At 31.5% G+C, this 13,444-nt stretch carries 10 protein-coding genes and 1 tRNA gene; 7 read left to right on the forward strand and 4 right to left on the reverse strand.

Features of this window, described 5'->3' with window-relative positions; all coding sequences use genetic code 11:
* Positions 1–16 precede the first annotated feature (16 nt).
* Together Q0820_RS01150 and Q0820_RS01155 are read left to right on the forward strand one after the other, a co-directional pair.
* A complete protein-coding gene (locus Q0820_RS01150; protein WP_298484367.1) occupies positions 17–1,252 on the forward strand; it encodes a glycosyltransferase N-terminal domain-containing protein in 1,236 nt (411 codons plus the stop codon).
* Positions 1,253–1,270: 18 nt separating this feature from the next.
* Positions 1,271–1,468: a hypothetical protein gene (locus Q0820_RS01155; protein ID WP_298484368.1), complete on the forward strand. Its 198-nt coding sequence runs from the start codon at positions 1,271–1,273 to the stop codon at positions 1,466–1,468.
* A 434-nt stretch (positions 1,469–1,902) separates the two neighbouring features.
* Here the strand turns inward: Q0820_RS01155 and Q0820_RS01160 are convergent, their stop codons facing one another.
* From Q0820_RS01160 to Q0820_RS01170, 3 genes are all read right to left on the reverse strand, one after another.
* Positions 1,903–2,097: a hypothetical protein gene (locus Q0820_RS01160; RefSeq protein WP_298484369.1), complete on the reverse strand. Its 195-nt coding sequence runs from the start codon at positions 2,095–2,097 to the stop codon at positions 1,903–1,905.
* A 76-nt stretch (positions 2,098–2,173) separates the two neighbouring features.
* Positions 2,174–2,716: a winged helix DNA-binding protein gene (locus tag Q0820_RS01165; protein WP_298484370.1), complete on the reverse strand. Its 543-nt coding sequence runs from the start codon at positions 2,714–2,716 to the stop codon at positions 2,174–2,176.
* A 210-nt stretch (positions 2,717–2,926) separates the two neighbouring features.
* Positions 2,927–3,008, reverse strand: a tRNA-Leu gene (locus Q0820_RS01170).
* 97 nt (positions 3,009–3,105) lie between these two features.
* On the opposite strand from Q0820_RS01170, the gene Q0820_RS01175 reads away from it, so the two are divergent.
* Both Q0820_RS01175 and Q0820_RS01180 read left to right on the forward strand, forming a co-directional pair.
* Complete coding sequence (locus Q0820_RS01175; protein WP_298484371.1) at positions 3,106–4,494, forward strand: dipeptidase; 1,389 nt, start codon at positions 3,106–3,108, stop codon at positions 4,492–4,494.
* A 177-nt stretch (positions 4,495–4,671) separates the two neighbouring features.
* Positions 4,672–5,772 carry a DUF4407 domain-containing protein gene (locus Q0820_RS01180; protein WP_298484372.1) on the forward strand — a complete coding sequence of 367 codons (1,101 nt, stop codon included), beginning with the start codon at positions 4,672–4,674 and terminating at the stop codon, positions 5,770–5,772.
* A gap of 360 nt (positions 5,773–6,132) precedes the next feature.
* Here the strand turns inward: Q0820_RS01180 and Q0820_RS01185 are convergent, their stop codons facing one another.
* Complete coding sequence (locus tag Q0820_RS01185) at positions 6,133–7,275, reverse strand: response regulator (protein ID WP_298484373.1); 1,143 nt, start codon at positions 7,273–7,275, stop codon at positions 6,133–6,135.
* A gap of 253 nt (positions 7,276–7,528) precedes the next feature.
* On the opposite strand from Q0820_RS01185, the gene Q0820_RS01190 reads away from it, so the two are divergent.
* The 3 genes from Q0820_RS01190 to Q0820_RS01200 are packed head-to-tail and all read left to right on the forward strand — an operon-like array spanning position 7,529 to position 13,386.
* Positions 7,529–10,618: a hypothetical protein gene (locus tag Q0820_RS01190; protein WP_298484374.1), complete on the forward strand. Its 3,090-nt coding sequence runs from the start codon at positions 7,529–7,531 to the stop codon at positions 10,616–10,618.
* 1 nt (position 10,619) lies between these two features.
* The gene (locus tag Q0820_RS01195) at positions 10,620–11,867 is read left to right on the forward strand and encodes a hypothetical protein (RefSeq protein WP_298484375.1); all 1,248 of its coding nucleotides are present in this window, start codon (positions 10,620–10,622) and stop codon (positions 11,865–11,867) included.
* On the forward strand, positions 11,848–13,386 hold the full coding sequence (locus tag Q0820_RS01200; protein ID WP_298484376.1) for a glycoside hydrolase family 2 TIM barrel-domain containing protein: 1,539 nt from the start codon (positions 11,848–11,850) through the stop codon (positions 13,384–13,386). Before Q0820_RS01195 ends, Q0820_RS01200 begins: the two co-directional genes overlap by 20 nt.
* Positions 13,387–13,444 lie beyond the last annotated feature (58 nt).

The following is a 13,444-nucleotide window of genomic DNA, read 5'->3' on the forward strand; positions in this document are numbered from 1 at the left end:
AACAAACCACAAATAGGTGCATTTTTTTTACAATATTATAGTTTTACTAGCAGGGGTACTACTTAGAGTTATTGCTCTTTTTAGCCCAAAAATTGCCCTTTTTATAAAGGGAAGAAAAAATGTTTTTTTTACTTTAAAAAAAGAAATTAAACCAAATGACTCTGTAATATGGGTTCACGTAGCATCTCTGGGCGAATTTGAACAAGGGCTGCCTATTATTGAAAAATTAAAAAATAACTTCCCCTCTTATAAAATCTTAGTTACTTTCTTTTCTCCTTCTGGATATGAAGTTAAAAAAAATACAAATGCTGCCGACCTAGTAACCTACTTACCATTAGATACTAAACATAACGCTATAAATTTCATTAAAACCACAAGACCCAAACTAGCTATTTTTGTAAAGTATGAGGTTTGGCCTAATTACATAAGAGAACTTCATAAAAGAAAAATCCCTACAATACTTATTTCCGCTTTCTTTAACAAAGAACAAATTTACTTTAAAAGTTATGGTCGTTACATGCGAAATACACTATCTAAATTTACTCACATTTTTGTGCAAGATAGCAATTCTAAAATTCTATTAGATAGTATAAATTACACCCATACTACTATAAGTGGAGACACTAGATTTGATAGAGTTTCTGAAATACTCCAAAGAGATAACACCTTAGATTTTATGCAAAATTTTAAAGGCAATTCTAAATGTTTTATTGCTGGTAGCTCTTGGCCTGAAGATGAAGAAATATTAGTAGACTATATAAATAATAATTCATCAACCTTAAAATATGTAATTGCACCACATAATATTAAAAAAGAACATATAAATAATCTAAAAAAATCCATCACAAAAACAGTAGTACTATATTCCGAAATAGAACAAACAACTATTAACTCCTATGATGTTTTACTTGTGGACACTATTGGGTTATTAACTAAAATTTATAGTTATGCAGATATTGCTTATGTTGGAGGAGGCTTTGCTACTGGTCTACATAACACTTTAGAACCTGCTGTTTTTGGAATTCCTATTCTAATTGGTCCTAATTACTCTGGATTTAAAGAAGCAGAAGACCTTATACTACAGAAAGGAATATTGTCCATAAAAAATACTTTAGAGTTCAAGGAAGTAATAAACCTATTACTTTCGGATAAAAAATTATATAACCAAACAAGTGATATTAACAAAAATTATGTAATTAATAATACTGGAGCAAGCATCCAAATACTAGATTACATTCGTAAAGTATTGTAACTCCTTGTTCCAATACTTATGAAGTTACCCCAGACTATATTCTTTTTTATACTTAGCTTCCTTTTCCTTTTTTCTTGTGAAAATTTTAAAAGCGATAAAAAAACAGAACCTAATATTCGTAAAGAAGCTCCTAAACCAAACCAAAATAACACTCCTTTAAACAAAAAGAAAGTTAAGAAAAAAGACACTTTAAGGCCAATAATTGCTCTAAATTAATAAATCGCTTCACAAACACACCCTTTTTATTCACCAAGAATTAAGTGTTAAACTTTGTTATTTCATCGAAAAAACACGCATCTTACCGAAGCAACATACTAAAAACTAAGTGTTTAGTCGAAATACCCTTGAAAAATTGGTTTTATTTATTTCTAAAACATTACATTGTAACAAATAATAATAACTATGGAACAGGAAATTACATTCGGTACAAAATTACTGAACGGATTCCTTAGTTTAACCGTAATTACTTTAGTTGGTATTTTACTTACTGTAGTAGTATGTCTTATTCTTTGGGCCGTAGGTGTTTTTTAGATTAAAAGCGCAGGTTTCCCCAAATTAACTTCCTATTTATTGTTTGAAATTTGATTTTAACAAATAGAAAAGCTCCTTTAAAAGGAGCTTTTGTTTTTAAGATAGCTTGAAGAAACACGCTAGAGGTTTTCCTCTTTTTTAATTCTATCATCTATAGCTTTAAATACATTTATCCACTTATCATTTAAAGATATATCCTTATCTATTAAACTCTTTATATAGCTTTCTAAATCTTCAACTTCATTTTGTTTAATTAATGAATTTATCCAATTACTTTGTTTTTCAGATATTTCAAATGTAACTTTCTTTTTCATGCTAAATAAAGTTATTTACAAGTAAGTTTTTATCATTAACCTTTCATAGAACACAATAAGCTTTTTACTTTATTAGCTATTTTTTGTCCTTATTGTAATTAATTTTCATTCTATCAATAATTGACATTTTATCAATTTCTAATTCTATACTGTCGAATAGCTCCATAACTTCTAAATGTTTATTATTATATATGCTATCCAGGGCTTTAGAATATTCTTTCCATACAGGTTTAAGCTCCTCTAAAAGTGTAATTCCTTTATCCGACAACCCAACCAACTTAGAACGACCATCATTCGGATTAAGTACCACATGAACTAGTTCTCTTTCTTTTAGTTCTTTTAATACATTTTTAACGGTAATATGTGTAAAACCAACTTGCAAGGCAATATCATTTATTGTCAATTTTTCTTCAGCACATGCTAGGGCATGATAAACAGGGGACCAAACAGTTTTAAAATCTATTCCCGATTCTTTATAAACACGATCCCCTTCAGCATATAATTTTTCACTTATACGTCTAAAGGCAGAAGCACCAACTAATCTTCCAAATTGTTCAAAAGAGACATCCATATTGTTATTTATAAAAGGCCTTTCGTAAATATATGAAAGTCCTTTCATATATTCTAAAAAAATCAAAATTTTTTACAAAAAAGTATTATTCTAAACAATGCTATCGTTAACAACGGCTATTAATCCCTAACAAAACAATAAAAAAAAAGACTATTAAGAAGAAATGGCTGAGCAATTAATAAACTCATTATACAATAGCAAAAAGTATAAATAAAAAAACCTCAACATTCTAAAAATAGATAGTTGAGGTTTTATTTGTACAGGCGGAGAGACTCGAACTCTCACACCTCGCGGCACTAGATCCTAAGTCTAGCGTGTCTACCAATTCCACCACGCCTGCAAAAGGAGTGCAAATATAAAGTAAAAAATCAATTTTAAAATAATCTATCTTTAAAAAAGTTCTTTTGTATTTTTAGTCCGACTAATTAAAGCCCGTAATGAAAGACATAAAAAGCTACATATCAGACAATAAAGACCGTTTCTTATCCGAACTTTTTGATCTATTAAAAATACCATCTGTTAGTGCAGACCCTGCTTTTTCTAAAGATGTTATAAAAGCAGCACAAAAAATTAAAGAATCTTTATTACATGCAGGCTGTAATTTGGTAGAAATTTGTGAAACAAAAGGCTTCCCTATTGTTTACGGCGAAAAAATAATAGACAAAAATCTACCTACAGTTTTAGTATATGGCCATTATGATGTACAACCAGCGGATCCTATAGAACTATGGGATTCTCCGCCATATGAACCTATAATTAAAAAAACAGACAAACACCCCGATGGTGCTATTTTTGCTCGTGGTGCTTGTGATGATAAAGGGCAAATGTATATGCATGTTAAAGCTCTAGAATTTATGGTAAAAACCAATCAACTACCTTGTAATGTAAAATTTATGATTGAAGGAGAAGAGGAAGTTGGCAGTAACAATCTAGGCATATTTGTAGCAGAGAATAAAGAAAAACTAAAAAATGATATTATTCTAATTTCTGATACTGGAATGATAGCCAATGACATTCCATCTATTACTACAGGTCTGCGTGGTCTTAGCTATTTAGAAGTAGAAGTTACGGGTCCTAACAGAGATTTACATTCAGGACTATATGGTGGTGCAGTTGCAAACCCAATAAACATCCTTACCAAAATGATTGCTTCTTTACATGATGAAAATAATCATGTAACCATTGCAGGATTTTATGACAAAGTAGAGGAGTTATCTAGAGAAGAACGGGCCCAAATGGCAAAAGCTCCTTTTAGTTTAGAAAATTACAAAAAAACATTAAACATTAATGCAATATATGGCGAGGAAGGATACACTACTAATGAAAGAAACTCTATAAGACCCACCTTAGACGTAAATGGAATATGGGGTGGTTATATTGGCGAAGGTGCTAAAACCGTAATTGCAAGTAAAGCCTATGCTAAAATCTCTATGCGATTAGTTCCTAACCAAGATTGGGAAGAAATTACCCAGCTATTTAAAACCCATTTCGAAAAAATTGCACCCAAAGCTGTAAACGTAAAAGTAACACCACACCATGGCGGTCAAGGCTATGTTACTCCAATTAATACTATAGGTTATAGTGCCGCATCTAAAGCTTATGAAGCTACTTTTGGCAAAAAACCAATTCCGCAACGCAGTGGTGGTAGTATTCCTATTGTAGCCCTTTTTGAAAAAGAATTAAATAGTAAAACAATACTTATGGGCTTTGGTCTAAATAGCGATGCTATACATTCCCCAAACGAGCATTTTGGCGTATGGAACTACCTAAAAGGCATAGAAACAATACCATATTTTTATAAATATTTTACAGAACTATCTAAATAAAAAATAGCCGTTATTCTGGCGTTCCTAAAGGGCGGGCTTTCCGTTATATCTTTCTTTGTTAAGAAAAAAACTTAAAAAAGAAAGGATGTCACTGCAATCCCTAACGCAATAAAAATTAAAAAAATGTAACTAATTTTCCCGATTGGCGTCCTATGTAGTTCATCAATCCATCAAATCATGTTACAGCAATTTTTTATCCTCTGTTCTGGGGCAGATTCTGCTATATTAAAAACCTGCTCTAATGGAGAGCAAAATAAATATGTAGGTATAGGCGCAACAGTATTTTTTACAGCATTAATGGCATTTATTGCCTGCTCCTATGCATTATACACTGTATTTAGTACTATTTATGTTTCTATATTCTTTGGCCTTCTTTGGAGTCTTTTAATTTTTAATTTAGATCGTTTTATTGTCTCTACAATTAAGAAAAGAGACTCTTTTAAAAAAGAATTTTTACCAGCATTACCAAGAATAATTTTAGCAATTATTATTGCCGTTGTAATCTCTAAACCATTAGAAATAAAAATATTCGAGAAAGAAATTAATCAAGTTTTATTAGAACAAAAGAATAACCTTTCCCTAGCTAATCAACAACAAATTTTACAGCAGTATACTCCAGAGATATCTGCATTAAAAAACAATATTATTACATTAAAGAATGAGATTCTCTTAAAAGAAAAGGAAACCAATACTTTATATGCTATTTACATTTCGGAAGCAGAAGGTACTGCTGGGACTAAACTTTTGGGCAAAGGTCCTGTTTACCAAGAAAAAAGAGAAAAACACGATGCTTCTTTACTAGAATTACAAGCTTTAAAAGAAACCAATAATCAAAAAATTACTGTTATTGAAAAACAAATTTCAAAGCTAAAAGAAGAGTATAATAATGCTATAAATACATCGCAACCAATTATTGATGGTTTTGATGGGTTAATGGCCAGAATCAATGCTTTGAAAAAACTGCCATGGCTCCCCTCTTTTTTTATCTTTTTGCTTTTCTTGACAATTGAAACCTCTCCTATAATTGCCAAATTACTATCCCCAAAAGGAGAATATGATTGGAAATTAGAAGACCAAGAAAGCTCCATAAAAACCTGGGTAAACCAAAAAACACAGCAGAGAGAACAGTTATTAGAAACAGATATATACTTAAATAACAAAATATATTCCGAAATAAAGGAAGAAAAAGAGGTCTATACATATAAAAAGGAAAAAGCAAAAGAAGTCCTTAAAAAACAGGCTAACGCATTTTATCATATACAAGTAAAACAAACATAAAAAAAGACCAGTTTTGTCTAAAACTGGTCTCTCTGGTAAAACTTGGGGAAACTACCTGGCTATTTTTATTTATAATGTACTCAAGATAATTGCCTTATCTGAAAATTTTATGTCACATATCTCATAAATTTTCTTTGCCTTATTCGTTAAAATAAAACCAGTGTATTTCTTTTTTTTCTTAGCTTTCATAATTTGGGTTTTTGGTTACTCCAAAAGTAGTTAACTATTAAAAAGTTAATTATAAATTTTAGACGAATGACCGTTTACTACCTCTCAACATTTATTTTCCTTAGTTAAAGAAAAGTGCACTTATAGTCATAGACATAGTGCACTTTACAAAACCAACTAGTTACCTCGCTGTCAGGTATTGTAATGAAAAGCAATTTTTGCTAATTGCCCCACAATTTTTACAGAGTCTTTCATAGATAGTTTGGAACCATCTGCATGTACCCATCTTTTTAAAGGCTGTTCACAAATTAAACTTTGTACATTTTTCTTTCCATAATGTTTACGCATACGCATAAATATTTCCACATCAAAAAGCCATCTTGTAATAAACTTCTTAGAAAACATGTTTTCTACAATGTCTTTGTCCATTATTTTAGCACCACATTGGGTATCATTAAATGGCATTCCAAGTATAGTTCTAATAATAAGGTTAATGGTCATACTTATTATTTTTCTGGCAGACTCCTTTGTAATATTTGCTCCCATCCTACTCATTCTAGAACCACTTACAATTTTAAAATCAGAGTTCTGAAGAGTTTTTACCAAATCATCAAAGTCTCTAAAGTCTGTAGACAAATCTGCATCTAAATATCCTATATAATCCAATTGCTCGTCTTTTGCCAAGTGTAAAACCCCTTGCCTAACCGCTTCGGCTTTACCGCCATTTTTTTCGCAATCATAAATACTAATCGTATCTTCATTTCCTTTTCTAAGCTCTTGTAAAACCTCTAAAGTTTTATCTGTGCTACCATCATTTACAAAACATAAATGGTATCCTAAATTACGGTGCGCAAAATCTCTAAACTCTACTCCAGATAAACGTTCTTCTTCATTATAACATGGTATAACAACACCAACACAATATTCTTGCAACATTCTAGATGAAGTTTCTTCCGTGTTTTTAACAGAAGTTTTATTATCTCCCAAAATACGCTTAACACGAGCTGCAACTTCATTTAAACTCACTGGTTTTTTCATGTAATCATCTATTCCTAGGTCAAAACCATCCATAATTACATTCTCATCTGTATTACCAGACATAACCATTATTGGAGTATCAGATTTTTGTTCTATTCTAATATGTTTAACCACTTCTAATCCAGACATATCTGGCATATTAATATCTACTATTACTAAATCTGGCTTAAAAGATTCAAACAAAACTTTACCATCATTACCACAATTGGCAGTTTTAATATCATACCCTAACTCTATTAATCTCTTCTCCAGAGATAATAGTATTAGTTGTTGGTCATCAATAGCGAGGATTTTCATAAATACATTTTTAAGTTTTTAACATGACCCTTTTTAAGGTTCTTGTTTATTAAGTTTGGGTTTTTAAAAAAAATTTACTTTACACAAGAGGCGCACTCCTAAAAAAAACTTTTCTAATTCTCTAAAATATAGAGTGATACACATTATTTGTAAGTAATTTCTTTCATAAAACGCAAGTTATTCATCTTTTATTGTAATGTACATCTCATAAATTTATTTATATCTTTATACAGAATTGGATTTTTAATAGCTTTTGAAGAAAAAAACAAACACTCTCTTAATTTTAGCTCTTATAGTTGGGCTTGCCTTTCATGGTTCTGCTATTTTCTTCACTTTAGAATATACCTATGATGCATTAATACATCTTTTCTTTGCAGACCATTATGCAGATAGCTGGTTTGACCCATGGGAATACAGATGGTATACTGGCTTTACAGTACAATCCTACCCCCCATTAGTACACCAACTCATTGGAATACTCTCATATATTGGTGGTTTAAAATTTGGAATGTATACTGTAGCATTAATTGCTATTATTTTATTCATTACAGGAGCCTATAGGTACACCTTATTAATGACTGGTAGCAGAAGAATTGCAGGTTACGGTGCTGTTATGGCCGTTTTCTCCTCTACGTTTGTTGAAACTCTACATATTTTTGGACAATTACCTAGCGTATCAGCACTTTCTATTTTGTTGCATTCCATGACAGAAATATATTTATATATCAAAACTGGTAAAACACGCTATTTTATTACGTCGGCAACTATGCTTGCCGTGACGGTTACATCACATCATGTAACACCACTTTTTGGTATGGTATTTTTTATTGCTCCATTAATGGGAATGACCGTAATGGATGCCGCCAGAGAAAAGGTTAATTCCTATAAAGAGCTTTCCTTTAAGGTATTCTGGGGTACTACTTTACAACACTTTTGGCGTATAGCTAAGTTTGGTGGTACTGCTATATTTTTACTTGTATTCTGTATTTTCCCTTATTGGTACAACTCTAAAAGAAATCCAATTACTCAAGTCGCTATTCCGCATGGCTCAAGAGATAACTTCCTAGAAATAACCTCTTCAGGATTAGTTTTTTTCTTAATACCATGGGGGGTTTTTCTATTTATTTTACCCTATTTTTTCTATAGATATTTTAGTAAAAGATACCTTTTCTTTGGGTTGTCTTTTACATTATTAACCATTTTAGGAACTGGAGGTACTACACCTATTCCGCGTTTAATGTTAGGCGAAATGGCCTTTAATATTCTTACACTAGATAGATTTACATTGTGGGCTACCATTATGGCGCTCCCCATATTTGCAGAGTTTGCATACCGGATGGTAGAAGGGGATTTAAAAACACTAGTTCAAGAAAAATTTGGTGGTGTTTACCATAGAGTTCTTGGTGGATTAATAGCTGGCGGAATGTTATTCATGGTACTTTTTACCATGACATTAGGGTATTTTAGACCGTCCCAACCCGCCAAAATTAAAATGCTACCCATTGTAAACTTTTTAGGGGCAGACTCCCATGATTCTTGGCGTTATTTACCACTAGGTTTTGGAGACCAAATGGCATGGCTTTCTGCGCAAACAAACGCTATGACAGTAGATGGTAATTACCACTCAGCTCGTAGATTACCAGAACTTACAACAAGAGCCATAGAGCGTATAGAAAATTCTAAATTTAGGGGCGTAGAAGGCATAGGCTCCTTACAGCAATTTTTAACCGTACCAGAAAAATATAATCTAAAATATATTTTCTCTAATGATAAATTCTATGACCCTATTCTATATTATTGTGGTTGGCAACGCCTACAGCAATTAGAAAATGGAATTATGGTTTGGGAAAAACTAAATGTGGCTCCCATACCGCAAATTATGCCCAAACAAGATGTACCAACCATAATGAAAATTATGTGGGGAATAATTCCTCTATCTACTGTGTTAATAGCCATATTTGTTAATATCCAAATGATATGGGTGCGTTTATTAAAGTCTAGAAAATTAGAAGAACATTCTTTTATGAAACTAGAACTCCCTTATAATAAATTCCCGTCTAGACTTTTAACATTTTCGCACTGGTGGGCCTTACTCATACTAATTTGTATTGGGTACGGTATGTATATATTTTATATAAAAAACGTTACACAATTATCTCCAAACAATGTTGTAGAATCTTATTATGATGCTTTAGATTTTAAAGAGTTTTCTAGAGCACATTCCTACATAGACCCAGAAGAAAATATTGATATTGCCCAGTATATGTTAGAAGTTTCCGTTACCGATGGTATTTTAAGTTCTTATGCTAAACTAGATTCCTTAGGTATAGAAATTTATGATGAAACTAAAAATAGCGCAAAAGCAAAAGTAGCCACAAGATGGATTACCCCTTTAGAAAATGTATTTAATAATGACTTTCACGAACTAATAAAGAGAAAAAATAAATGGTATATAAAAACTTTAAAAGTTGATAATGATATACCTCCAGACCAACTTTTTACCGCAAACAGCACCACTTATTATAATCATGGTAGAAGAAAAATTACTACGCAAGAAACGTATCATGAAGATGTTTTAAAGCAACCTGTTTTAGAAATATTATCGGCTAAACTTGTAAAATACAAAGGCCAATATAGTATTATTGGCGAGTTACAAAACGTGGATAATACCCCAGCAGATATTGTTATTAAGGCAACACTCTACAATGACAACAACAAAGAGCTGGCTAACTATAATGCAAAACACCAAATTAAACATAAGTTAATGCCTAAGGAAACAACAACCTTTAAAATTAACTTTGAAGGTATAGCATGGTCTTCTACCAAAGATACCTTACCTCCAACTTTTAACCCTGATGAGTTTACACCTGTTAGTTTTGAGGAGCAACCTACTAAATTTAACTTGCAATCTGCAGGGAACACAGCTAATACAGATTTATACAAACATGTAGCCCTACAAGATATGGAATACACGGAACAAGGTTTTAATGGAGTTTTATTTAATTCTGGAGTACAAGAAGTTACTATTCCGCAATTAATAATTTCTTATTATGATGCCGATAGTAATCTACTTTGGGTAGATCATAAATTTGTCACAGAAGGGGTTCGTATACAACGAAAACAATTTTTTAATTACAAACCTCTAGATCTAGATAGTTTAGAAGTAATAACCAGCGGTCTAGAAAACTGCTTTGTTAATGGTTCCCCAAACAAAGCTATTGCAGACAAAATATTTCCTAATAGAGAGTTAACACATGGTAAAAAACAAGCTTATCCTTTTAAAGGAAAAGGGTATGAATATTTAAAATTTGAAATTAACAGTTACATAGGTAATCCTAAATAGTATGTCCTTTAAAATTTTAATAATTTTAAGCCTTTTACTACTCGGGTGTTCTGATAAAAAAGAAGAACAACCAAAGGTTACTAACACCCCAAACATTGCACTTACCACTACCCTAAATAATTCTATTGCTGGCAGTCCTATTACGCTATCATTTAAAACAGATAACACTGCTAATGTCTACAAACTGCAAATTAAAAATGCCTACGGGAATGTTTTATTGCATCCAGAAATAACAGATTCTGAATTAATCAATTTTAACATTCCAACAAACTTTACAAGAATAGCTGGTCCTTTTCGTTGGAAACTATTATTACATGGCAAAATAATACTAAATGGTAAACACACTATTACCACTAATGCTCCTAAAGCCACATATATAGAATCGTACTTTGGCCCACGTAGTGTAACTGCTGGTTACAATGACTTTTCTATGTTAACTATATCTCCAACGGATGCTTATGACAATCCTTTAGACAATGGTACAGAAGTAACTGTTAAATATCAATTTTTAGAAAATATAGAGGAATTAAAAATCTCTACAAAAAATTTTGTTGCTTGGTACAATGTAGCTTCTACGTTAAAATCTGGGAGAATATTAGTAACCTCAGAATGTAACGGAACTACCTCTAAAGAACTTGCAACTATTGTTTACCCTTCTAATGCCGTAAATTTTTCTATTCGTAGTTCTAGTGCCCATAATTTTGCAGATGGGAATCAAATAATCACATTTACTTCTGATATTATTAAAGATGAATTTGGAAACATAGTAACTAATGGCACACTTGTAACTTTTGTTATTAAAAATGAAAAAGAGGTGTATTTATATACTATTGGAACCACATTAAACGGTATTGCAGAAGCCAAAACCTTACACCCAGACAAAGCCTCTAAATGGGAAATACAAGCATTTATTACTGGTGCTGCGGAAAGTAATATTACAGAATTCAACTTTAAACCTGCTATTAAAGACTATCCTGTTCATTTTTCAAAAGGGAATAGAAATATAGATATTGGTCCGTTTGAGAGTTTTATGAAACAGCTTATCCCCGACGGACTACTAATACAATTAGATATTTATGATACAAATGGAAAATTCATCGAATCTAAAAAAACAACTACCAAAGACGGAGTTTGTAATATATTCTTAGGCGAGTATTTTCTTGCCGATGGGGATTATATATTAAAATTAAAAGCTGCAGGTATAACTAAAGAGTTTACAAAGAATATACATGGCAATACAACTAAATAAAACATTATACAGAATTGTTCTTATAACTACATTCCTAGCTATAAATGGCCTTATTATATCTGGAATAGGCGCTGTGTGGGCATTTATGAATACTGGAGCAGACAAAACTTCTATGCTACATTTAGAAGTACCTATGGATGATGTGTATAAACCAAGTTTAGAATGGATAAATACAGAAAATCCAGGAAGACAAATGGAAGAACAAGCATTGGGAGAAATTACCAATGACTACATGAACGCTTGGCATGTTCGTAATATAGCCTACAAAAAAAATGATCGTTACGGAATTGAAGATTTTTATACCGATAGTGCTAGAGTTCGTTTATATGATAATATAGATTTAAATAAAAAAAATAAAAACTGGTATAAACGTACAACTTTAAACCACAATAGTTCTTTAGATTTTTATACTGCAGATGGCACCATGGTAGTTTTTAAAGATTATAATGTAGAGGAATACCAAGAAATATATCAAGGTGAAGAATTAATTTTAAAAGAAAAAGATACTACGAGCTACCAAGTAATGATGCTTTTAGAAGATGGCTTTTGGCGTATAAGACATCTAAAAGAAATACCTACACCAAAAGATACCACTAAAATAGAAGCGCGAAACATTCAAGGAAAGTTAAAAAAGGTTGAGAATATAAAAGGAATAAATTACTATCCCAAAGACTCTTCTTGGGATACTTTTGGGAAACGATTTAACGACAGTATTATTAAAAATGACTTTAAAATAATACAGCGTATGGGATTAAATACGCTAAGAATTTTTATACAATATGAAGATTTTGGAAAAAATAAAGTTAACCCAAAAAAATTAGCATTACTTAAAAAGGTTTTAGATTTAGCACATGAAACAAATTTAGAGGTTTTAGTTACTCTTTTTGATTTTTATGGCGACTATGATGTATCTAACTGGACCTTAACCCATAGGCATGCAGAACAAATTGTTTATGCAATAAAAGACCATCCTGCACTACTAGCATGGGATATAAAAAATGAACCCGATTTAGATTTTGACTCTCGAGGAAAAGAACGTGTTTTAAGCTGGTTGGAACAAATGATTGAAAATATAAAAAAATGGGATAAAAATCATCCTGTTACTATAGGATGGTCTTCTCCTGAAGCCGGAATAGAGCTAGGCAATAATGTAGATTTTATTTCTTTTCATTACTATAGAGAGCCTAGCAAGTTTACGGAAGCTTATAATACCTTAAGAAGTGCTATACCTACTAAACCAAAACTTTTACAAGAATACGGCATGTCTTCTTATAAAGGATTATGGAATTTTTATAGAGGAGCCGACGAACAGGGACAACTTGAATATTACAATGAAATGCAAAATATTCTTAAACAAGAAAAAGTTCCTTATATGTTCTGGACACTTTATGATTTTAAAAATGTACCTAGTTCTGTTGCAGGTAGCTTGCCTTGGAAGTCTAAAAAACAACACTTTTTTGGTTGTTTAGACTCTTTAGGCAATAAAAAACCAGCTTTTAAAGCTTTATCTTTAAAGTAAATAATTTTGTTAATTTAATTATTGCGTAAAAGTATTTATACACAAAAAGGAAGGTAAT

It is taken from the genome of uncultured Maribacter sp. (genome assembly GCF_947495965.1).
GTDB lineage: Bacteria > Bacteroidota > Bacteroidia > Flavobacteriales > Flavobacteriaceae > Maribacter_B.